Origin of the sequence: Enterococcus massiliensis (genome assembly GCF_001050095.1) — a bacterium.
Taxonomy (GTDB): domain Bacteria; phylum Bacillota; class Bacilli; order Lactobacillales; family Enterococcaceae; genus Enterococcus_C; species Enterococcus_C songbeiensis.
In genome coordinates, this window is record NZ_CVRN01000007.1 from 797,655 (window position 1) to 821,248 (window position 23,594).

General features: G+C 40.2%; 23 protein-coding genes. 22 read left to right on the forward strand and 1 reads right to left on the reverse strand.

Annotated elements, in window-relative coordinates; genetic code table 11:
• The first annotated feature begins 122 nt into the window (after positions 1–122).
• The 21 genes from hpf (at position 123) to BN1875_RS11240 (ending at position 21,210) form a co-directional block, all read left to right on the forward strand.
• Positions 123–677, forward strand: coding sequence for a ribosome hibernation-promoting factor, HPF/YfiA family (hpf, locus tag BN1875_RS11140; RefSeq protein WP_048604908.1), 555 nt, complete (start codon positions 123–125; stop codon positions 675–677).
• A 206-nt stretch (positions 678–883) separates the two neighbouring features.
• Positions 884–3,394 (forward strand): preprotein translocase subunit SecA, encoded by a 2,511-nt coding sequence (secA, locus tag BN1875_RS11145; protein ID WP_048604909.1) that lies wholly within the window; start codon positions 884–886, stop codon positions 3,392–3,394.
• A gap of 156 nt (positions 3,395–3,550) precedes the next feature.
• Positions 3,551–4,658, forward strand: a protein-coding gene (prfB, locus tag BN1875_RS11150) for a peptide chain release factor 2 (protein WP_137605044.1) whose coding sequence is annotated in 2 segments (ribosomal slippage) — positions 3,551–3,622 and positions 3,624–4,658 — 1,107 coding nt in all. Because the reading frame shifts where the segments join, the coding sequence is not laid out codon by codon here.
• 113 nt (positions 4,659–4,771) lie between these two features.
• Positions 4,772–5,458, forward strand: a complete 687-nt coding sequence (gene ftsE / locus BN1875_RS11155) for a cell division ATP-binding protein FtsE (protein ID WP_048604910.1) — start codon at positions 4,772–4,774, stop codon at positions 5,456–5,458.
• Complete coding sequence (gene ftsX, locus BN1875_RS11160) at positions 5,451–6,335, forward strand: permease-like cell division protein FtsX (RefSeq protein ID WP_082147287.1); 885 nt, start codon at positions 5,451–5,453, stop codon at positions 6,333–6,335. The genes ftsE and ftsX overlap by 8 nt, the downstream gene beginning before the upstream one ends.
• Before the next feature lie 147 nt (positions 6,336–6,482).
• Positions 6,483–7,931, forward strand: a complete 1,449-nt coding sequence (gene cls, locus BN1875_RS11165) for a cardiolipin synthase (RefSeq protein WP_048604912.1) — start codon at positions 6,483–6,485, stop codon at positions 7,929–7,931.
• A 243-nt stretch (positions 7,932–8,174) separates the two neighbouring features.
• The gene (locus BN1875_RS11170; protein ID WP_048604913.1) at positions 8,175–9,029 is read left to right on the forward strand and encodes a phosphate ABC transporter substrate-binding protein PstS; all 855 of its coding nucleotides are present in this window, start codon (positions 8,175–8,177) and stop codon (positions 9,027–9,029) included.
• A gap of 99 nt (positions 9,030–9,128) precedes the next feature.
• A complete protein-coding gene (pstC, locus tag BN1875_RS11175; protein WP_048604914.1) occupies positions 9,129–10,049 on the forward strand; it encodes a phosphate ABC transporter permease subunit PstC in 921 nt (306 codons plus the stop codon).
• Positions 10,049–10,933 (forward strand): phosphate ABC transporter permease PstA, encoded by an 885-nt coding sequence (gene pstA / locus BN1875_RS11180; protein WP_048604915.1) that lies wholly within the window; start codon positions 10,049–10,051, stop codon positions 10,931–10,933. The genes pstC and pstA overlap by 1 nt, the downstream gene beginning before the upstream one ends.
• A 12-nt stretch (positions 10,934–10,945) precedes the next feature.
• Positions 10,946–11,752, forward strand: a complete 807-nt coding sequence (gene pstB / locus BN1875_RS11185) for a phosphate ABC transporter ATP-binding protein PstB (protein WP_048604916.1) — start codon at positions 10,946–10,948, stop codon at positions 11,750–11,752.
• A gap of 30 nt (positions 11,753–11,782) precedes the next feature.
• Positions 11,783–12,541 (forward strand): phosphate ABC transporter ATP-binding protein PstB, encoded by a 759-nt coding sequence (gene pstB / locus BN1875_RS11190; protein ID WP_048604917.1) that lies wholly within the window; start codon positions 11,783–11,785, stop codon positions 12,539–12,541.
• Positions 12,542–12,760: 219 nt separating this feature from the next.
• Complete coding sequence (phoU, locus tag BN1875_RS11195; protein ID WP_048604918.1) at positions 12,761–13,438, forward strand: phosphate signaling complex protein PhoU; 678 nt, start codon at positions 12,761–12,763, stop codon at positions 13,436–13,438.
• A 241-nt stretch (positions 13,439–13,679) separates the two neighbouring features.
• On the forward strand, positions 13,680–15,233 hold the full coding sequence (gene liaX / locus BN1875_RS11200) for a daptomycin-sensing surface protein LiaX (RefSeq protein WP_048604919.1): 1,554 nt from the start codon (positions 13,680–13,682) through the stop codon (positions 15,231–15,233).
• 84 nt (positions 15,234–15,317) lie between these two features.
• Positions 15,318–15,629 (forward strand): PspC domain-containing protein, encoded by a 312-nt coding sequence (locus BN1875_RS11205; protein WP_048604920.1) that lies wholly within the window; start codon positions 15,318–15,320, stop codon positions 15,627–15,629.
• Complete coding sequence (locus tag BN1875_RS11210) at positions 15,629–15,994, forward strand: phage holin family protein (protein WP_048604921.1); 366 nt, start codon at positions 15,629–15,631, stop codon at positions 15,992–15,994. Before BN1875_RS11205 ends, BN1875_RS11210 begins: the two co-directional genes overlap by 1 nt.
• Before the next feature lie 160 nt (positions 15,995–16,154).
• The gene (gene hprK, locus BN1875_RS11215) at positions 16,155–17,090 is read left to right on the forward strand and encodes an HPr(Ser) kinase/phosphatase (RefSeq protein WP_048604922.1); all 936 of its coding nucleotides are present in this window, start codon (positions 16,155–16,157) and stop codon (positions 17,088–17,090) included.
• A gap of 12 nt (positions 17,091–17,102) precedes the next feature.
• Positions 17,103–17,936, forward strand: coding sequence for a prolipoprotein diacylglyceryl transferase (gene lgt, locus BN1875_RS11220; protein WP_048604923.1), 834 nt, complete (start codon positions 17,103–17,105; stop codon positions 17,934–17,936).
• Between the two features lie 66 nt (positions 17,937–18,002).
• Positions 18,003–19,022, forward strand: coding sequence for an NAD(P)H-dependent glycerol-3-phosphate dehydrogenase (locus BN1875_RS11225; protein WP_048604924.1), 1,020 nt, complete (start codon positions 18,003–18,005; stop codon positions 19,020–19,022).
• A gap of 26 nt (positions 19,023–19,048) precedes the next feature.
• On the forward strand, positions 19,049–19,945 hold the full coding sequence (galU, locus tag BN1875_RS11230; protein ID WP_048604925.1) for a UTP--glucose-1-phosphate uridylyltransferase GalU: 897 nt from the start codon (positions 19,049–19,051) through the stop codon (positions 19,943–19,945).
• Positions 19,946–20,086: 141 nt separating this feature from the next.
• Complete coding sequence (locus tag BN1875_RS11235) at positions 20,087–20,533, forward strand: DUF948 domain-containing protein (protein ID WP_048604926.1); 447 nt, start codon at positions 20,087–20,089, stop codon at positions 20,531–20,533.
• 38 nt (positions 20,534–20,571) lie between these two features.
• Complete coding sequence (locus BN1875_RS11240) at positions 20,572–21,210, forward strand: YtxH domain-containing protein (protein WP_048604927.1); 639 nt, start codon at positions 20,572–20,574, stop codon at positions 21,208–21,210.
• Between the two features lie 50 nt (positions 21,211–21,260).
• Here the strand turns inward: BN1875_RS11240 and BN1875_RS11245 are convergent, their stop codons facing one another.
• Entirely contained in the window at positions 21,261–22,361 is a 1,101-nt protein-coding gene (locus BN1875_RS11245; protein WP_048604928.1) for a M24 family metallopeptidase, read from the reverse strand.
• A gap of 189 nt (positions 22,362–22,550) precedes the next feature.
• Between BN1875_RS11245 and ccpA the strand changes: the two genes are divergently transcribed.
• Positions 22,551–23,552 carry a catabolite control protein A gene (gene ccpA / locus BN1875_RS11250; RefSeq protein WP_048604929.1) on the forward strand — a complete coding sequence of 334 codons (1,002 nt, stop codon included), beginning with the start codon at positions 22,551–22,553 and terminating at the stop codon, positions 23,550–23,552.
• Positions 23,553–23,594 lie beyond the last annotated feature (42 nt).

Genomic DNA, 23,594 nt, shown 5'->3' on the forward strand with positions numbered 1-23,594 from the left:
GATGAATTTGTTAGCGTTTAAGTTTGCAAAAGCATTAGAGTTCGATATAATAAAGGTAAGAAGAAGGAAAAAAGAGTGGTCCTTTCTCCTTCTTTTATTGGTAGATGAAAGGGGCAATTGTTATGTTTAGATACAATGTACGCGGCGAAAATATTGAAGTTACAGATGCTATTCGCGACTATGTCGAAAAAAAAGTTGGGAAATTAGAACGTTACTTTAATGATGTACCTAATGCAACAGCACATGTGAACCTGAAAGTTTATACAGAAAAAACGGCGAAAGTAGAAGTAACGATCCCACTTCCTTATTTGGTTTTACGGGCAGAAGAAACTTCGCCTGACCTATATGCGAGTGTTGACTTGGTCGTTGATAAGTTAGAACGCCAAATTCGCAAGTTCAAAACAAAAATCAATCGCAAGTCTCGTGAAACAGGATTACCTGATACAGCAGCAGCCACGGCAATCTTTAATGAGGAGCCTGGTGAAGAAAACGGATCAGAATTAGATATCGTACGTACAAAACGTCTTTCTCTAAAACCAATGGACAGTGAAGAAGCTGTATTGCAAATGAACATGTTGGGACATAACTTCTTCATTTTTGAAGATGCGGAAACAAATGGTACCAGCATCGTTTATCGTCGGAAAGACGGCAAATATGGTTTGATCGAAACCGATTGATTTCTGAAATTTTCAAGAAGATACTCGCTTTCAGTGGGTATCTTCTTTTTTTTCTCTCAAAAATCAATCGAAAAAGTTAAATTTTTTTCATGACAAACTTCTAATGAGATTCTAGCTATTTCTTTTGAAGAAAACTAATGATAGAATAGGATGGAGAGTTTCTTTTAGAACTGAGAAAATGGAAATTAAAGGAGATTTATTTACGTATGGCCAATTTTTTAAAAACCCTGATTGAAAATGATAAAAAAGAATTAAAACGGCTGTCTGCGATAGCCGATCAAGTAGAAACCTTTGCCGATGAAATGGCGAAATTGACAGATGAAGGATTGCGAAATAAGACAGATGAATTTCGTGGACGCTATCAAAAGGGAGAAACGTTAGACCAATTATTACCAGAAGCCTTTGCAGTTGTTCGTGAAGCTGCCAAACGGGTGTTGGGTCTTTATCCTTATCATGTTCAGCTGATGGGTGGCGTGGTCTTGCACGATGGGAATATTCCTGAAATGCGGACAGGTGAAGGGAAAACATTGACTGCCACGATGCCGGTTTATTTAAATGCACTTTCCGGTGAAGGGGTTCACGTAGTTACGGTCAATGAATATTTGGCTACTCGTGACTCAACGGAAATGGGTGAGTTGTATAATTTTCTTGGCTTGACTGTGGGATTGAATATCAATTCTAAATCATCAGAAGAAAAACGTGCTGCTTACGCCTGCGACATCACTTATAGTACCAATAATGAATTAGGCTTTGACTACTTGCGGGACAACATGGTAGTTTACCGCAATCAAATGGTGCAACGTCCGTTAAACTATGCGATTGTCGATGAAGTAGACTCGATTTTGATTGATGAAGCGCGGACTCCCTTGATTATTTCCGGACAAGCTGAAAAATCAACGGCGTTGTATACGCGAACAGATAATTTTGTAAAACGTTTGAAAAATGAAGAAGATTATAAAATTGATATCCAATCAAAAACGATTGGTCTGACAGAAAGTGGAATCGAAAAAGCCGAAGAAACATTTGGTTTGGATAATCTTTATGATATTGAAAATACTGCCCTGACTCATCACATGGATCAAGCCTTGCGGGCAAACTATATCATGCTGCTGGATATTGACTATGTTGTTCAAGAAGGGAAAGTTTTAATTGTAGACCAATTTACTGGACGGATCATGGATGGTCGTCGCTACTCTGACGGTCTGCATCAAGCGATTGAAGCTAAGGAAGGCGTGGAAATCGAAGATGAAAGCAAAACCATGGCAACAATCACCTTCCAAAACTATTTCCGGATGTATAAAAAACTTGCTGGGATGACCGGTACAGCAAAAACGGAAGAAGAAGAATTCCGAGAAATTTACAACATGCAGGTTTTCCAAATTCCAACCAATAAACCAATCGTGCGGGATGATCGGGCAGACCTATTGTATCCGACATTATCAAGCAAATTCCATGCGGTGGTTCAAGATATTAAGGAACGTTACCGTAAAGGACAACCAGTGCTGGTAGGTACAGTAGCCGTTGAAACGTCAGAATTGCTATCCAACATGCTGGATAAAGAAAAAGTTCCACATGAAGTTTTGAATGCGAAAAATCACTTTAAAGAAGCCGAAATCATTTTAAATGCAGGGCAAAAAGGTGCCATCACCATCGCTACCAACATGGCTGGTCGGGGAACCGATATCAAGCTTGGCTTAGGAGTTGCAGAACTTGGCGGCTTGGCAGTTATCGGAACGGAACGTCATGAATCACGTCGTATCGATAATCAGTTGCGGGGACGTTCTGGACGTCAAGGAGATCCAGGGGTCTCACAATTTTATCTTTCTCTGGAAGATGATTTGATGAAACGCTTTGGCTCAGAACGGATCAAAGCATTCTTGGATCGGATGAAGATTGAAGAAGGCGATGCCGTGATCCAAAGTAAAATGCTGACACGTCAAGTAGAAGCTGCCCAAAAACGGGTTGAAGGAAATAACTACGATACCCGTAAAAATGTTTTGCAATACGATGATGTTATGCGGGAACAACGGGAAGTCATCTATGGACAACGTCAAGAAGTAATCATGGAAGACAAGAGTCTATCTCAGACCTTGATGAATATGGTCAAACGGACGATTGAACGCGTTGTAGACAGCCATACTCAGTTAGAAGAAAGCCAATGGAATCTGGAAGGAATTGTTGATTTTGCCGGCAATGCGCTGGTACACGAAGACAAAGTATCTGTAGAAGATTTCAAAGGAAAAACACCGCAAGAAATCAAAGATGCTCTTTTCGCAGAAGCACAACGAATTTTTGATGAAAAAGCGGCGCAGTTAAACAGCCCTGAACAATTATTGGAATTTGAGAAAGTTGTTATCCTGCGGGTTGTCGATACAAAATGGACGGACCATATTGATGCGATGGATCAATTGCGTCAATCAATCGGTTTGCGGGCGTATGGACAAAACAATCCATTGGTAGAATACCAAACGGAAGGGTACAACATGTTTGAAGACATGGTGGGTGCTATCGAATATGAGGCAACACGACTCTTCATGAAGGCAGAAATTCGCCAAAACGTTCAACGGGAACAAGTGGCACAAGGTGAGGCAGAACAAACCGAGCAGACAGAAGAAACACCACAAAAACCAGTACACGTTGAAAAAGTGGGGCGTAATGATCCTTGCCCATGCGGAAGCGGCAAAAAATACAAAAATTGTCATGGCAAAGACGCCTGAATCTAGGCGATAAATGTATCTTTTAAAAGATACGCGTGTGGAAATGGAAGGCTGGGACGTAGCTCGCAATTGTTGAGTTAAGTTCCAGCCTCTGTTGCATGAAAAAAACAGTGGAAATTTTTAAAATTTTCATCATTTTAAGGAGGAACTTATCCAATGGAATTAGCGGAAATGCGAAATCAATTAACAGAAATGAAAGAAAAAACGGTCAGCTTCAGGAGGTCTCTTTGACTTAGATCAGTTGGAAGAAGACATTGCTCAAGCGGAAGCTCAAATGGCAGAACCGGGATTTTGGGATGATGCCGAAGCTGCACAACAAGTCATCGGTGAAAACAATGTCCGTAAGGAAGCCTACGATCAATTTCATCAATTAACAGATGAAGTGGAAGAATTGACAGTCATGGAAGAAATGTTGGAGGAAGAATCTGACTCGGAAATGGAAACAGAATTATCAGAACGCCTGCAGAAATTACAGGAAAAAATGCAAAGCTATGAATTAGCGATGCTATTGGATGAACCTTACGATCGCAACAATGCGATTTTAGAATTACACCCTGGTGCTGGCGGAACAGAATCCCAAGATTGGGGCAGCATGCTTTTGCGAATGTACACGCGATGGAGCGAACAGCATGGCTATCAAGTGGAGATGCTGGATTATCAGTCTGGGGACGAAGCTGGTATCAAAAGTGTGACTTTATTAATCAAGGGACACAATGCATTTGGGTATTTGAAATCAGAAAAAGGAGTTCACCGGTTGGTTCGAATTTCTCCTTTTGATTCAGCCAATCGTCGTCATACTTCTTTTTGTTCGGTGGATGTGATGCCGGAATTGGATGATACCATTGATATTGAAGTCAATCCGGATGAATTGAAAGTCGATGTTTTTCGGGCAAGCGGTGCTGGTGGACAGCATATCAATAAAACCTCTTCTGCTGTTCGAATCACACATATTCCAACAGGGATCGTGGTTGCCAGTCAAGCACAACGATCACAATTTCAAAACCGGGATACAGCCATGAGCATGTTGAAGGCAAAATTGTATCAATTGGAGATGGAGAAAAAAGAACAAGAAGCCGCTGCTCTTCGTGGGGATCAAATGGAGATTGGTTGGGGCTCGCAAATCCGTTCTTACGTCTTCCATCCTTATTCAATGGTCAAGGATCATCGAACCAATTATGAAACTGGGAATGTCCAAGCGGTGATGGATGGAGATTTAGATGGATTTATTGATGCATATTTAAAAATGAAATTAAATAAAGCATAAGAATCAGCAAGTTTCATTCAATTGAAATGAAACTGTAAAGTTGTGAAAAAATGCTGAAATATTCCCGTGCTATAATACGTCAGTATCGAATAAAAGAAGATGGAGAGATAGCCATGATTGAAATGAAGGATGTAATGAAAAAGTACTCAAATGGTACTACAGCCATCCGTAATATCACGATCAATATCGATCAAGGTGAGTTTGTTTATGTGGTCGGTCCTTCTGGGGCTGGGAAATCAACCTTTATCAAACTTATGTATCGTGAAGAAAAAGCGACAAAGGGTACCCTCAACGTTGCAGGCTATGACCTGTTGAAAATAAAAAACCGTGATGTTCCTTTATTGCGTCGAGAAATCGGTATCGTGTTCCAAGATTATAAATTGTTGCCAAAGAAAACGATTTATGAAAATGTTGCTTATGCAATGCAAGTTATCGGAAGAAAACCCCGCGACATCAAAAAACGTGTCATGGAAGTTTTGGACTTGGTTGGTTTAAAACATAAAGTACGGGTATTTCCAAGTGAATTATCTGGTGGGGAACAACAGCGGGTATCGATTGCCCGAGCAATCGTCAATACGCCGAAAGTATTGATCGCCGATGAGCCTACCGGAAACCTTGACCCTGAAAATTCTTGGGAAATCATGAAATTGTTGGATCGCATCAATGCGCAAGGAACGACGGTAGTGATGGCAACCCATAACAGCACGATCGTTAACACGATCCGCCATCGGGTGGTTGCGATTGAAAACGGTCGGATAATTCGTGACCAAGCGGAAGGGGAATATGGATACGATGATTAGAACTTTTTTCCGACATCTTTTAGAAAGCATGAAAAGTCTGAAGCGTAATGGCTGGATGACAGTCGCTTCCGTCAGTGCGGTAACCATTACATTGACTCTAGTGGGAATTTTTATGGCAGTTATCATGAATGCCACAAAATTAGCACAAGATATTGAAAAAAACGTGGATGTTTCTGTTTTTATCGATATTGGTACAAAACAAGAGGATATTGATAAATTAGAAACCGAATTAAAAGGGATTGAGCACGTAAAGAAAGTCACTTTTTCAAATAAAGATGACGAATTAAAGAAAATCCAAAAAGCAATGGGAGATTCTTGGAATTTATTCGAAGGCGACAGTAACCCTCTTTATGATGTGTTCGTTGTCAGCACTCAGAGTCCGGATTACACCAAACAAATTTCAAAAGAAGCGGCTAAACTGCCGAGTGTGTTTAAAGCCGATTATGGTGGTGCCAATTCAGATAAAATCTTTGGAATCGCTGATGGTGTCAAAACTTGGGGCTTAGCAGGAGCGGTATTGCTGCTGTTCGTTGCAATGTTTTTGATTTCCAACACGATTCGAATTACTATTTTGTCTCGGCAACGGGAAATCCAGATCATGCGTCTGGTAGGTGCCAAGAATGGGTATATTCGTTGGCCGTTTTTCCTTGAAGGCGGTTGGATTGGTCTTTTAGGCGCTGTGATTCCTGTGTTGATTATGGTTTTTGGGTATCGTCAAGTTTATCGTTTAGTCAATCCAATGCTCTTGCGTTCCAACTACAGCTTATTGCAGCCGGATACGTTTACGTTGCAAATTTGTTTACTGATGGTCGTTTTGGGTATGGTAATCGGTTCTCTTGGTTCAATCATTTCCATGCGTCGATTCTTAAAAGCTTAACAATTGATTTTGACAGCATCCTGCTATTTTTTGCAGGGTGCTTTTTTGACGAAAAAATGTGAAATACGGGGAGAAATCAACGGTTATGCCTTTACTTCTTTTCGCAACTTCGCTATTCTTTAGTAGAGAATACAGAGGAGGAGAAACGTGCAGTACATTACTGAAAATGTGTTTACGATTTTGACGGTCGCAAATATTTTGCTTTCATTTATTATTGTTTTCCGCGAACGCAAACAAACGGCACAAACTTGGGCTTGGCTGCTGGTATTGATGTTTATTCCGGTGGTCGGTTTTATTTTGTACATTTTCTTTGGCCGAGGAATTTCAAAGGATAAGATTTTTGATTTAAAAATGCAAGGAAAAATCGGGATGAATGTGGAAATTGAAGAACAACGGCAAGCGTTGAAGCGAGATTTATTTCCTCACCCATCTACCGCACAGGTGAACGTCAAGCAGTTAGTTTATATGCTGACGGTTTTTGAGCATTCATTGTATACATCTACTAATGAAATTCAATTATTTATCGATGGTCGGGAAAAATTCGATCAATTGATCGAGGATATCCGTCACGCAAAGGACCATATTCATTTTGAATACTATATTTACCGGGATGATACCTTAGGAGTAGAGGTCCGAAATGCATTAGTAGATGCAGCAAAACGGGGAGTCAAGGTACGGGTACTGCTCGATGCATGGGGCTCAACGCAAGTCCGAAAGAATTTTTTTCAACCTTTGAAAGAACATGGTGGTGTCGTGGCGTTCTTTTTCCCATTATTTGTTCCTTATATCAATCCCCGAATTAATTATCGGAATCACCGAAAAATTGTGGTGATTGATGGAGAAATTGGCTATACTGGTGGATTTAACGTTGGTAATGAGTATTTAGGTTTGGTGAAAAAATTTGGTTATTGGCGGGACAATCATTTAAGGATACATGGTCCAGCTGTTTATTCTTTGCAAAACCGATTTTTAATGGATTGGAATTCCCAACATACTCAAGAAGTCCAATATGCCAAAGAGTTATTTCCGCCAATTCAGTCAAATGGGAAGAAAGCGGTTCAAATCGTGACAAGCGGTCCTGATTCTAAGTTTGAACAAATCAAAATGACTTACTTGAAAATGATCAGCATGGCAAAGGAAGAAATTTTGATTCAAACTCCCTATTATATTCCGGATGAATCAATTCATGAAGCTTTAAAACTGGCATTATTGTCAGGGGTCAAGGTGCAGATGCAAATCCCTAACAAACCGGATCATCCGTTGGTCTATTGGGCTACTTATTCTTTTGCGGCAGAACTAATCGAGTTTGGGGCAATTATTGAAACCTATGAAAATGGATTTGTTCATGCCAAGACGATGATTATCGATGGTGGCATTGTGTCCGTTGGTTCGGCAAATATTGATGTCCGCTCTTTCCGATTGGATTTTGAAGTGAATGCAATCATTTATGATGAAGCAATCACCCAACAAGTTCAGCAGGCTTTTTTAGAAGATTCAAAAAAATCGCAAGTATTGACAAAAGAACGATACGCACAACGAGGTGTGGTGATCAAGTTAAAAGAAGGACTAGGTCGTTTGGTTTCGCCATTATTATAAGAAAATTTTTTGTAGAGATAAAAGCAAGCCGGAAATCGTTTCGGTTTGCTTTTTTTCGGCATAGGAGCAGGAAAACAGAAACGTAGAAACAAGCCTGGATTTCTTAGTACAGCTTCTATTTTAGAAAGTGAACAATAAAGCTCGGGGTTCTTTTCATGGTGGTCAGTAAATAAGGCTTTCGTATTCCTAGTGGATAATGGTAGAATAGAGTTGTTTTAATCAACCAATTAAGGAGCAAATCAAATGAGAAAATTGAAATTTTTACTCCCATTTTTGGGAATGATCCTACTTTTGACCGGCTGTGCAAAATGGATCGATCGCGGAGAATCGATTACAGCGGTTGGATCATCCGCCTTACAGCCCCTTGTTGAAACGGTAGCTGAAGAATATCAAAATAAATTTCCGGGAAAATTTGTCAATGTACAAGGAGGCGGCAGCGGGACCGGACTAAGTCAAGTTCAATCTGGAGCTGTTGAAATCGGAAATTCAGATCTTTTTGCGGAAGAAAAAAGCGGCATTGATGCATCAAAATTGCAGGATCACAGAGTCGCGGCGGTGGGGATCACACCAATCGTAAATAAAAAAATCGGAATTGAAGATATTGCATTAGCAGATTTACGGGATATTTTCTTAGGAAAAATTACCAATTGGAAAGAACTTGGTGGTGCTGATCAGGCAATTGTCATTTTAAACCGGGCTGCCGGTAGTGGAACACGAGGCACCTTTGAAAAGTGGGTGTTGGAAGATAAAACAGCCATCCGAGCCCAAGAACAAGATTCCAGTGGAATGGTCCGTCAAATCGTGGCAGATACGCCAGGTGCAATCAGCTATGTTGCTTTTTCTTATGTCACGGATGCGGTAGCGACATTGAAGGTTGACGGAGTAGCGCCCACTGATGAAAATGTGACAACGAATGATTGGAAAATCTGGGCATATGAACACATGTATACAAAAGGAAAACCAGAAAAATTGACAGCCGAATTTATGGAATACATGCTGTCAGATGAAGTCCAAGACAATATTGTAGGTAAACTGGGCTACATCCCGATTTCTGACATGAAAGTCGAACGGGATTGGCAGGGAAATATCGTCAACTAATCTTTACACAAAATTTACATTAAGTTAAAGGCAAATTGATGTTGACAGCGTAAACTAAGAGCGTATGGTATGAAACACTCAAATTGAGGAGGAGCCCTCTTGGAAGATGTAAAAAAAGTATTGTTAAGGAAATCGAAGCGTGCGCGAATTGAGCAACGAGGAAAAATCATCAGCTTTTTATGTATCGCATTGATTGTTCTGGTTGTGCTGTCGATTTTTTATTTCGTTGCTAGTCGTGGATTGGCAACATTTTTTACGGATGGAATCAATGTGTTTGATTTTCTGTTTGGTACTGAATGGAATCCTAGCCAAATTGGTTCAAATGGCAAACCTTTAGTAGGGGCTTTGCCAATGATTGCCGGCTCGTTTATTGTGACATTTTTATCAGCGATTATCGCGACCCCATTTGCGATTGGTGCTGCTGTTTTCATGACAGAAATTTCACCAAAACAAGGACAGAAAATCTTGCAGCCAGTCATCGAGTTGTTGGTTGGAATTCCTTCTGTAGTTTATGGATTTATCGGGTTATCCGTCATTGTTCCAGCCGTTCGTTCCGTTTTTGGTGGAACTGGTTTTGGGATTCTGGCGGGAACGTTTGTCTTATTCATTATGATTTTGCCAACCGTAACAACTATGACGGCAGATGCTTTGAAAGCTGTTCCTCGCCATTATCGTGAGGCGTCCTTGGCTTTAGGTGCCACCCGTTGGCAAACGATTTATAAGGTTGTTTTACGTGCAGCAGTTCCAGGGATTTTGACCGCCGTGGTTTTTGGCATGGCACGGGCTTTTGGAGAAGCGCTGGCGATTCAAATGGTTATCGGGAATGCGGCTTTGTTACCATCCGGTTTGGTAACCCCCGCTTCAACCTTGACATCTATCTTGACCATGGGTATCGGAAATACCATCATGGGAACAGTGGAAAATAATGTCTTATGGTCATTGGCATTGATTCTTCTATTGATGTCCTTACTATTTAACATAATTATTCGCATGATTGGGAAGAAAGGGGCACTGAAATAATGAATGCCAAACGCTCAGATAAAATTGCTACTGGGGTTTTATACGGAATCTCCGGAATCATTGTTTTGATTTTGGCAGCCTTATTGCTTTATATTTTAGTCCGAGGTGTACCTCATATTTCTTGGAGCTTTTTAACCCAACCTTCGAAGGCTTATCAAACGGGTGGAGGAATCGGCATTCAGCTATTTAATTCCTTTTACTTGCTGTTTATCACGATGCTAATCAGTTTTCCCATTTCTTTGGGAGCAGGGATTTATCTTTCCGAGTATGCGGGAAAAAATTGGCTGACAGATGTCATCCGTACATCCATCGAGATTCTAAGCTCTTTGCCATCAGTTGTTGTCGGTTTGTTCGGCTTTTTGATTTTTGTTATTCAATTTCAATATGGCTTTTCAATTATTTCCGGTGCATTGGCATTGACCTTTTTCAATTTACCTTTATTGACCAGAAATGTGGAAGAATCCTTACAAGCCATTCATTACACCCAAAGAGAAGCAGGCTTAGCCTTAGGTTTGTCACGCTGGGAAACTGTGACACGAGTGGTTGTTCCTGAAGCAACCCCTGGAATTTTAACGGGCGTAATCCTTAGCTCCGGCAGAATTTTTGGAGAAGCTGCTGCCTTGATCTATACCGCCGGACAAAGCGCACCGGCATTGGATTTTAGTAATTGGAATCCATTGAGTGTTTCTAGCCCTATCAGTATTTTCCGGCAAGCAGAAACATTGGCTGTGCATATTTGGAAAATAAATACCGAAGGAACGATGCCAGATGGTGTGCAGGTTTCCGCTGGAGCTTCAGCTGTTTTGATTATTGCTGTACTGTTGTTCAACATAGGTGCACGGGCAGCGGGCAAACGACTTTATAAGAAAATGACATCTGCTTAAGGAGATTCAAGTATGAGTAAATATAATTTAGAGGATCGTCATATCATCACGATGGAGGAACAGCAAGAAATTGCGTTATACACGGAAGACCTGCATGTGTGGTACGGACAAAACGAAGCAATCAAAGGTGTCGATTTGCAGTTTGAAAAGAATAAAATCACGGCATTAATCGGTCCTTCCGGTTGTGGGAAATCAACGTATCTACGATCTTTAAATCGAATGAATGACGGAATCGCCAATACGAAAACTACCGGCAAGATTATGTACAAAGAAGTCGATGTCAATCAGGACAATGTCGACGTTTACGAAATGCGCAAACGAATTGGGATGGTTTTTCAACGCCCGAATCCCTTCAGTAAATCTATTTATGAAAATATCACTTTTGCCCTTAAACGCCATGGGGAAAAAAATAAAAAGAAAAAAGATGAAATCGTTGAAACAAGTTTGAAGCAAGCCGCTTTGTGGGATCAAGTCAAAGACAGTTTAGATAAAAGTGCCTTGGCTCTATCTGGCGGTCAACAGCAGCGGCTGTGTATTGCCCGAGCAATCGCTATGAAACCGGATATCCTTTTGTTGGATGAACCAGCCAGCGCGTTGGATCCGATTTCTACTGGGACGGTGGAGGAAACACTGATAAACTTGAAGGAACACTATACGATTGTAATTGTGACACATAATATGCAGCAGGCGGCACGGATCAGCGATTATACCGCATTTTTCTATCTTGGAAAAGCAATCGAATATGACAAGACAAGAAAAATCTTTACCCGCCCGAAAATCCAAGCGACAGAAGATTATGTTTCCGGCCACTTTGGGTAATCCAAGTTGTCGAGAAAAACGGAGGCATTTATGGCAGAAGAAATTATTGCATCAAAAGATTTGCATTTATATTATGGAAAAAAAGAAGCCTTGAAAGGCATTTCTATGGGAATCAACAAGGGGGAGATCACTGCAATGATCGGTCCTTCCGGTTGTGGGAAATCCACGTATCTGCGTTCATTGAATCGAATGAATGATTTGATTCCAAATGTGACAATCACCGGAAATGTTCTATATAAAGGACAGGATATTTACAGTCCTCGGCAGGATACCGTTGAATTGCGTAAAGAAATCGGCATGGTTTTTCAACAGCCAAATCCTTTTCCTTTTTCAATTTACGAAAATATCATTTATGGGTTAAAATTAAAGGGTGAAAAAGACAAGCATGTCTTTGATCAGGTAGTTGAAGAAAGTTTAAAAGCTGCCTCTGCATGGGATGATGTGAAAGACAAATTGCATACCAGTGCGTTGTCCTTGTCTGGCGGTCAGCAGCAACGAGTCTGTATTGCACGTGTTCTAGCGGTGGATCCGCAAATCATTTTGCTGGATGAGCCTACCAGTGCGCTAGATCCGATTTCTTCCGCGAAAATCGAAGGTACCTTGTTGGAATTGAAAGAGAAATATACGATGATCATCGTTACCCATAATCTTTCCCAAGCCTCACGAATTTCTGATAAAACGGCCTTCTTTTTAGATGGAAACCTGATTGAATTTGATGATACGAAAAAAATCTTTTTACAACCAGGAAAAAAAGAAACAGAAGACTACATCTCAGGAAGATTCGGCTAAAACCAAGAAACCACTTTTTTCAAGTACACTAGTGGAATGATATGCGTAGTGAAAAACAAACTAAATTTTCTAAAAGAAAATTTAATACATCAAAATGAACGAGGATGTCAGTTCCACTTTATCTAAGTACACTAGTGGAATGATATACGTAGTGAAAAACAAACTAAATTTTCTAAAAGAAAATTTAATACATCAAAATGAACGAGGAGGATACCCCGCATGTTGCGTACGCAGTTTGAAGAAGAATTATTAAATTTGCACAATCAATTTTATGAAATGGGTATGATGGTCAGCAATGCCGTTCATAAATCGGTCAGAGCTTACATTAAACACGACAAGCATCTGGCGCAAGAAGTGATTGATCACGATGAAGAAATCAATAATATGGAAATCCGCTTAGAAAAGAAAAGCTTTGAAATGATCGCTTTGCAACAACCGGTTACGACTGATTTGCGTATGATCATTACTGTGATGAAGGCAAGTTCAGACTTGGAAAGAATGGCTGACCACGCAGTATCTATCGCAAAGTCGACCATTAGAGTAAAAGGACAAACCCGGATTGCCGAGATCGAAAAAGAAATTTCCGATATGTCTGATTATGTGAAAAAAATGGTGGATAATGTGTTGGTAGCCTATGTGAAAACCAATGAACAAGATGCACGTGTGATCGCTAATATGGATCAACGGGTGAATGATTATTATTCTAAAATCTATTATCAAACCATTGAAAGCATGAAAGAAAATCCTGAAACGGTAATCAGTGGCACAGATTATCTTTACGTGGCTCAGTATTTGGAACGAATCGGAGATTACGTAACAAATATCTGCGAATGGATCGTGTATCTGGCAACTGGAAAAATCACAGAATTAAATACCAACAGAGACGAAGCATTTTAAGCTTTTTCTCTGTTTAAAACCGTCAAATCGTTTGGCGGTTTTTTTGACAGCGTTGAGCAAAGAAGTGTGCCATTTTGCGATTCTGTTTTAAACTAGAGGGGGACACTTACTGCAGAAACCAAAACCACTGCTTGAGATTTAGAAAAAGTTACTACTTTAGTCCTATGACAATTTGCAGCAATGCGGGCATAATAGACATGTAAGGAAAACTTGCAGAAAATTATTTGAGGAGGCAATTTCCATGAATGAAAGAGAACGAGTATTGGATTTAGTAAAAAAAGGTGTGCTTTCGACGGAAGAAGCCTTGGATTTGCTAGAAAGTATGGCGACCGAAAAAGACGAAAAACAAATCAAACAAGCCAATGAAAAAGTAACTGCCGAAAAACAAGATGATTTAGATACCTTGTTACAAGATAATGAACCTGTTGATCATGAAGCAGAATTAAAACAAAAAACTGCGGAAGATAAGAAAAATCTAGAAGAAATTTTAGATTCGCTTGCAACAAAAGCAAATCAGGCTTCGGCTGAACTTGATGAGGTCAATGCGGAAATCCAAGGAGTAAAAGCAGAACTGAAGGATGCACAAAGTCGTTTGATGGAATTGAACACGAAAGAAGAACTGGATGCTTTCACCGAAGACGATTTGGCAGAACGCCATGAAGTAGAAGGCGAGATTAAAGTATTGGAAGCTAATCTGGAAAAATTGATGGCGGAACGGGCAGAATTGGATGCACAGCTCAAAGACATCAAAAAAGATCAATGGTCTCAAACAAAAGAAAAAATCAATTCAAAAATCGATATTCCTGATGACTGGAAAGAACAAGCTGGCGATGCTTTGAATCAAGCAGGAGAAAAAATGGCTGAAGCCGGCACACATCTAGGACGATTTTTGAAAAAAACTTTCCAAACTGTTTCAGAAACTGTCAATGACAATGTGGAATGGAAAGATATCAGTTTGAAAGTACCCGGGATTGCTTCGACAAAATTTGAACATACCTTTGAATATCCTGAAACAGCGGCAACGATCATTGATGTAAAAGTCGCGAACGGAAATGTTCAATTCAAAGCTTGGGATGAACCCGGCGTGAAAGTAGACGCAAAAATTAAATTGTATGGAAAAATGGATTCAGAAACCCCATTTGAAGCTTTTAACGAACGCAGCCAAATTCTAGTGGATGATGAACAAATCTCCTTCCAAGTACCAAATAAACGAGTAGGAGCCGACTTGACGTTCTATCTGCCTCGCAGAGTGTACGATCATGTTTCGGTGAAATTGTTGAACGGCAGCATCTTGGTCAATGAATTGGAAGCAAAAGATGTCTACACCAAATCGACAAACGGCAGCATTGATTTTCAACTGATTCATGCAACGATGTTGGAAATTGAAGGGGTGAATGGCGCTATTGATGTTCGTGACGGAGAAGTACTGGATTCAATTATTGAAACAGTCAACGGAACCGTTACAATGAAGACCACGCCGCAAACCTTAGGTGTATCCTTGGTGAACGGGGATATTCGTTTGACATTGAAGGATACCAATATCAAACGGGTAGATGCCAGCTCAGTGAACGGAAATGTTAAAATTGCATTGCCAGTTGAACTAGGTGTTGAAGGAAATGCCAAAACGAGTCTTGGCAGCATCAATTCTCGGATGACAGAATATGAAGTGATCCGTGAGAAGAAAGAACGCATGAACCAAATGCTGCAATTCCGTCGGGTAGTCGGTGACAGTTTTGCACAAATCGATCTTTCAACGACAACCGGAAATATTTTCTTGAAAAACACAGATAAATAAGAAAAAAGAACAAGATTTTCCTATCTGAGGAGATGAAATTTCTCTTCAGATAGGGTAAAATTGAGGGGATAGAGGTGAACCAAATTGAGAAAAAAACTAACAAAATCAACTGATAATATCGTCTTGACAGGGACACTTGGAGGGATCGCCGAATACTTGGGTATCGATCCTACAATCGTACGTGTGATCTATGTATTCTTGAGTTTTGTCCTATTAGCAAGTCCTGTCATTCTTTATATTGTGTTGGCGGTCATTATCCCTTCCGGTCGCTCCGGCAGCGGTTCTTATGGACGTCAAAACCAATATTACCAAAAGAATAATTATCGAAAAGATCAAAAGCAAAAAACCCGCAAAGAAGCTGAAAAGATCGATGATAACGACTGGAGTGATTTCTAGTGACATATTTTCAACGTCTCGTTGTGAACACGTTGACCTTTATCTCACTAGCAGTCCTGCTGCCAAATGGTATGTTCCATGTTGAAAGTATCTGGACTGCAGTCATTGCTAGTTTTGTTTTATCGATTTTAAATGGTTTCGTGAAGCCAATCTTAACGATTTTGTCATTACCGTTAACTTTTCTGACGTTAGGACTCTTTGCCTTCGTCATCAATGCGGCGATGCTGAAACTGACTTCAACTTTTGTCGGCGCAGCCAATTTTGGTTTTTCCAGTTTTGGGGCAGCACTTTTGGTAGCCGTAATTATGTCGTTGGTTAATGTGATCGTGACAGATTATAATATGCGAAAATATGAAGGAGAATGACGCTGAACAATCAGTGACATTCTCTTTTTTTATGAAAAAGAAGGCCGGATTATCTAATCAGTCAAACTTTCCAACAAGATTTACTGTGTTTTCTAGTAACTTTTGTTCTAGAATGATAAAATGAGACAGTAAACGAAAAACTGAGAAAAGAGGGAAACCAATGACAGAAATTGTCAAAGTTAACCAGATGGCCCAAAAATTGAGTTTGGAAATCGTCAGCGGCACGGAAACTGGATTAGAACGGGCAATCACAACAGGAGACATTTCACGACCTGGTCTTGAATTGACAGGGTATTTTAATTATTATTCACATGATCGGCTGCAATTATTTGGTAGTAAAGAAATTACCTTTGCACAACGAATGATGCCGGAAGAACGCTTGATGGTGTTGCGTCGGATGTGCAGCGAAGATACACCGGCATTTATTGTATCTCGTGGTCTTGAAGTTCCACAAGAAATGATCCAAGCTTGCGAGGAACATGGAATTCCAGTTTTGCGTTCCCCGATTTCTACTTCCAGACTGTTAGGAGAGATGTCCACTTATTTGAGTAGTCAATTGGCTTCTCGGACGAGTGTCCATGGTGTTTTAGTTGATGTCTACGGGTTAGGTGTATTGATTCAAGGGGACAGTGGAATCGGAAAAAGTGAAACTGCGCTTGAATTAATTAAAAGAGGCCACCGTTTGATTGCAGATGATCGGGTGGATGTGTACCAACAGGATGAATTGACACTTGTTGGCGAACCGCCGCAAATCCTGCAACATTTGATTGAGATTCGTGGAATTGGCATTATTGATGTAATGAATTTATTTGGTGCCAGTGCTGTTCGCGGCTCTATGCAGGTACAGCTTGCGGTTTATTTAGAAGCATGGTCAAAAGAGAAAAAATATGATCGACTTGGTTCAGCAGATGATTCAATCCAAATTGCTGCAGTTGATGTTCCGCAAATCAAAATCCCAGTGAAAACCGGGCGAAACGTTGCAATCATTATTGAAGTAGCCGCGATGAATTATCGGGCAAAGGTTATGGGGTATGATGCAACAAAAACATTTGAAGAACGATTGAGTAAATTGATCGAAGAAAATTCGACGGAATGAGGAGCGGTTTAGATGGTAGGAATGGTGAATCGAGTAGCCTTTGAAATTTTTGGAATCTCGATCTATTGGTATGCGTTGATTATTGTAACAGGAGTGATCATCGCTATGTGGTTAAGTTCTCGAGAAGCCGTGCGGGTAGGACTGAAAGCAGATGATGTCACGGATTTCATGTTGGTGGGTTTGCCTTTGTCCTTGATTGGTGCACGCTTGTATTACATTTTATTTGATTTAGAACCTTACTTGAAAGATCCAATTCAAATTTTTAATGTTCGTTCTGGTGGATTGGCGATTTATGGTGGCTTAATTGCCGGCGGTATTTGGTTGTTTTTCTTTTGCCGTTATAAATTTATCTCTGGATGGACCTTTTTAGATATTGCTGCACCCAGCGTGATTTTGGCCCAAGGTATTGGTCGTTGGGGCAATTTTATGAATCATGAAGCATTTGGTGGAAAAACGACTCTGACTTTTTTAGAAGGCCTGCATTTACCACAATTTATCATTGATAACATGTATATAGACGGTGCTTATCGACAACCGACTTTTTTGTACGAATCGGTTTGGAACGTTCTCGGTTTTCTTTTATTGATTCTGTTGCGTAAACGAAGCAATTTCTTAAAAGAAGGAGAAGTTTTCTTCGGTTATTTGATTTGGTACAGCTTCGGACGCTTCTTTATCGAAGGCATGCGTACAGACAGTTTGTATCTTTTTGGTGATATCCGTGTGTCGCAATTGCTGTCAGTGATTCTGTTTGTTGGAGCATGGGGTCTTTTGTTCTGGCGGAGAAAAAATAATCAAAAGCTGAAGTATTATACCCGTACCTACGGGAGCAATGAATTCATAGTATAACAGGACAAGTTATTCGTTGTATGGTAAAATTAAAGTGCTTTATTGAATCATAAGGAGGTTTCCGTTGTGAAACAAAAAATTGCTGTGCTTGGTCCCGGATCATGGGGAACAGCCTTAGCGCAAGTCTTATCTGAAAATGATCACGAGGTAAAGATTTGGGGAAACAATCCCGCACAAATTGACGAAATTAACACGTACCATACCAATCGTCATTATTTGCCGGATATTAAACTTCCCGCAAATATCGTTGCTGTCAAAGACATCCGTGAAGCCATTGAGGGAGCAGATGCGGTCTTGTTTGTTGTGCCTACTAAAGCGGTGCGAGTGGTAGCACAAGAATTTGCGCAACACGTAAAAAATAAACCAATTATCATCCATGCGGCCAAAGGATTGGAACAAGGAACGCATAAACGGATTTCAGAAATTTTAACAGAAGAAATTCCAGAAGAACACCGTCAAGCTGTTGTGGTTCTGTCAGGTCCTAGTCATGCGGAAGAAGTGGCAGTTCATGATATCACAACAATCACAGCTGCCAGCGAAAAAGACGACGCAGCAAAATATGTCCAAGATTTATTCATGAATGATTATTTTCGTATTTATACCAATGATGACGTTATTGGTGTAGAAACCGGTGCCGCGTTGAAAAATATCATTGCAATCGGTGCGGGAGCAATTCATGGCTTGGGCTTTGGAGATGATGCCAAAGCAGCAATCATGACACGAGGACTGGCAGAAATCAGTCGTCTAGGTGTGGCAATGGGTGCGAATCCTTTAACTTTTATCGGATTAAGTGGTGTGGGGGATTTGATTGTTACCTGTACGAGTGTCCATTCAAGAAACTGGCGTGCCGGAAATTTATTAGGCAAAGGGCATAGTTTGGATGAGATTTTAGAAAATATGGGTATGATCGTTGAAGGGGTAGCTACCACGAAAGCAGCAATGGAGCTGGCTCAGCAATTAAAAGTCGATATGCCTATCACAGAAACAATCTATAGCGTACTTTATGAAAAGGAAGACATCAACGAAGCAGCAAAAAATATTATGCTACGGGATGGGAAAATTGAAAACGAATTTTCATTAAAGTAAATGATAGAAAGTTAGGAGCGAAAGCAATGAAAGTCAAAAAAGCAGTTATTCCAGCAGCTGGATTAGGAACACGTTTTTTACCTGCAACGAAAGCAATGGCAAAGGAAATGTTGCCAATCGTTGATAAGCCAACAATTCAATTTATTGTGGAAGAAGCATTGAAATCAGGAATCGAAGATATTCTAATCGTGACCGGTAAAGCAAAACGCCCAATCGAAGACCACTTTGATGCTAATATTGAATTGGAAACAAATTTGAAAGAAAAAGGCAAAACTGAATTATTGAAATTGGTTGAAGAAACGACAGATGTCAATTTGCATTTCATCCGCCAATCCCATCCTCGTGGTTTGGGACATGCTGTCTTACAAGCTCGGGCATTTGTTGGCAATGAACCATTCATCGTGATGCTAGGGGACGATTTGATGGAAGACAAGGTTCCTTTAACGAAACAATTAATCAATGATTATGAAAAAACCCATGCGTCAACGATTGCTGTGATGAAGGTTCCTCATGAAGATACTTCAAAATATGGAATCATCAATCCAGGAGAAGAAGTGGAATCCGGGCTGTACAACGTGAAAAACTTTGTTGAAAAACCTGCGCCGGAAAAAGCGCCGAGTGATTTAGCGATTATCGGTCGTTATTTATTGACACCGGAAATTTTTGATATTTTAGAACACCAAAAACCAGGTGCCGGCAATGAAATTCAATTGACCGATGCCATCGATACCTTGAATAAAACCCAACGAGTTTTTGCCCATGAATTCAAAGGCAAACGTTTTGATGTCGGGGATAAGTTCGGTTTCATGAAAACAAGTATTGAATATGGATTGAAACATCCTGAAGTCAAAGATAATCTGCGTCAATTCATTATTGACTTAGGAAAAGAGCTTTCTGAAGAAACACCGAAGAAAACCAAATAAGTCTAAAAGCCGTTAGAGAAATTTTCTGTAACGGCTTTTTTGAAAAGACAAACGAAATTTCTCGATTCTGTTGTTTTTTATTTGTATTAAAAAATATGAAATGCTATCCTTGAAGTATGATCTTTGGAAGGGAGATAACCTATGAGCGGTGGAGAAATAGCAGCATTGATCGCAGCTTTGGCTTTTGCGGTATTGGTCGTTTTTATCGTACGACTATTACTTCAATTTTCAAAAACAGTCGATCAAATCAATCATGCAGTAGAAAAAGTAAACGTAACGGTGGAGGAAGCAAATAATACAATTCGAATCGTTACAAAGGATGTCGATGTGTTATCCAGTGAGGTAGAAGGACTATTGGTGAAAACGAATACTTTATTAAACGACGTCAATGGAAAAGTAGCCACCATCGATCCTTTATTCACAGCGGTCGCTGATTTAAGCGTAAGTGTCTCAGATTTAAATCGATCTGGGAAAAACTTGGCGACAAAATTAGGTGCAGTGGGTAAAACAACCGCACAGGCCACTGTTGCCGGCAAAGCCGGACAGATGGCGATGAAATTTTTTAAACAACGGAACAAAGATCAATAAAATGATCCTTAACAAAACCAATAAATGGAGGGGAAGTTATGAGTAAAAAAGGCGGATTTTTATTAGGTGCAGTAATTGGCGGCACGGCAGCAGCAGTGGCAGCGTTACTATTGGCTCCGGAGTCTGGAAAAGTTTTGCGAGAAAAATTAGCTGCTCAGGCAGATGATTTGTTAGACAAAGCATCGGATTATACGGATTATGCCAAAGAAAAAAGCGGAGACTTGACTGATATAGCAAAGGAAAAAGCTGGCAAACTTTCCAAACAGGCAGAGGAAATGACTGAAAGTCTGAAGGCAAAAACAAGTGGTTCCTTTGAAGGGCTGCACGATTCTTCGGAAGAAGTCATTGAAAACTTGAAAAAACAAACAGGGGATCTTTCTGAGCGCTTTAAGAAGTCAGCGGATGAATTGAAACAAAGCAGTAGTGACGTGGTACAAGAAGCGAAAGAAGATGCACAGGATATTTTCATTGATGTCAAAGATTCTGCGACAGAAATGAAAGAAACCGTCAATGATGGGGTGGAAGAAGCACAACCAATCGTTGAGGACGTGAAAGAAACAGTTTCCTCAGCTGTCGATGAAGCCAAAGAGACAGTAGCTGAAACTGATTCAGGTAAATTGGAAGAAGCCAAGGAAGAATTAAAAGATAAACTGGAAGAAAATAATCCAGAAGGCTGATAAAAATAAAAATTCCCATGAGCGGATATAACAAGCTCATGGGAATTTTTTTAGTCGATTATCAGTAACTCTTTGCTGGTCTTGGTGAAAGGTTGACAACCATCTGCTGTTACATAAACACAGTCTTCAATCCGTACACCGACTTGATTAGGAAGATAGATTCCTGGTTCAAGGCTAAAACACATTCCTTCTTCAATCACAAGATCATTTCCTTCAACAAGGGAAGGGTATTCATGAACAGTTGTACCAATCCCGTGACCTAGACGATGATTGAAGTATTCCCCGTAACCTGCTTGAGTAATCACATTGCGGGCAACAGCATCCAATTCACCAGCCGTGATACCAGGTTTTACCGCTGCCTGAGCGGCTAATTGTGCCTCTAGTACCAAATGATGGATTTCTTTTTGAAAAGCAGTCGGTTCTTTAAAAGCAACCGTTCGAGTGGCATCACTGCAATAACCTTTCCAAATAACCCCCAAGTCAAACAACACTAAATCGTGAGGCTGAATTTTTGTATTACCGGGATTTCCGTGGGGACTGGCAGCATTCTTCCCAGTTAAAACGATTGTATCGAAACTCATGGCGGATACGCCGCGACGTTTTAATTGGTACTCGATTTCTGCAACAATTTCTTGTTCAGCAGCACCTTCTTTGATTGCACCAAATCCGATTTCAAAGGCAACATCTGCCCAGTCGCCGGCTTCTAAAAGTGTATGGATTTCTTCTTTTGTTTTAAGTAGTTGGAGGCGTTGGATTGCTGGAGTGACATCCACAGAAAAATCTGAAGAAAAAGCATTCCGCAGTTTTTCAAAGCGATCTACAGTCAAGGAATTTTTTTCCAAACCAAAGCGTTGGATAGTTCCGTAACGACTGGTTAGTTCGGCGGTGATTTTTTGCCAAGGGTCTTCACTGTCTAAATAACCCACAACATCAAATGGCCAACCGCTGTTTTGAGCATCTTCCACTTCCAAAGCGGGAGTGAACAAGAATGGATCTTTCTTTAATGGAATGAAAAGTGCCAGAGCACGTTCATGAGGCTCACTGGTGTAACCGGAAAAGTACGCAATGTGTCCCGGATCGCTGACATAGACAAGATCGGTTTCTTGTTGGGTCATCCAGTGGCGTAATTCCTGTAATTTTGTTTGATTCATCAATATTCCTTCTTTCCAAGGGTAGATACTTTTATTCTACCACTAAATGACCAAAAGCAACATTTGAAAAAATCACATAATTTTCATGAAAACTAAATTAAAACGGTTGCATTCCTGTTGCTAACGTGATATTCTTACAAAGAAATGTAAATGAGATTTTCTGAAAACAATCGAATAGGAGAAAGAAGAATGGAAAAACAAACAATTACGATTTATGACGTTGCCCGCGAAGCAAATGTTTCGATGGCTACTGTTTCTCGTGTTGTCAATGGCAACCCGAATGTAAAACCTGCGACCCGCAAGAAAGTATTGGAAGTGATTGATCGCTTAGATTATCGTCCAAACGCTGTGGCTCGAGGTCTAGCCAGCAAAAAAACAACGACTGTCGGTGTAATCATTCCAGACGTAAGCAACATGTATTTTGCATCATTGGCTCGAGGTATCGATGATGTTGCAACAATGTACAAGTACAATATTATTTTAGCCAATTCAGATGGAGACAATCAAAAAGAAGTCAACGTATTGAATAACTTATTGGCAAAACAAGTGGACGGCGTTATTTTTATGGGACATCGGATTACTGATGAAATTCGTGGTGAATTTTCCCGCTCAAAAACACCAGTCGTTTTAGCTGGATCCATTGATCCTGATGAACAAGTCGGCAGTGTGAATATTGATTACCAAAATGCAACGAAAGATGCGACAGATTTGTTGGCAAAAAATGGCAATAAAAAAATTGCATTTATCAGTGGAGCATTGATTGATCCAATCAACGGTCAAAATCGGTTGAACGGATATAAGGAAGCCTTACAAGAAAATGGCATGTCTTATAACGAAGGTCTGGTTTTTGAAGCAAAATACAATTTCAAAGACGGCATCGCTTTGGTTTCTCGTATTCGCAACAGCGGTGCAACAGCAGCGGTCGTTACAGATGATGAATTAGCAATCGGCTTACTGGATGGTTTGTTGGATGAAGGCGTAAAAGTTCCTGAAGAATTTGAAATCATTACCAGCAATAATTCGTTGTTGACGGATGTTGCTCGTCCTAAATTAACCAGTATCACACAACCATTGTATGATATCGGTGCGGTTTCTATGCGTCTTTTGACAAAAATGATGAACAAAGAAGATTTAGAAGAAAAAACAATTATTTTACCTTATGGTGTGGATAAAAAAGGCTCAACAAAATAATATTTAAGAAAAAAGGCGGCTCATCCATCGGATGAACCGCCT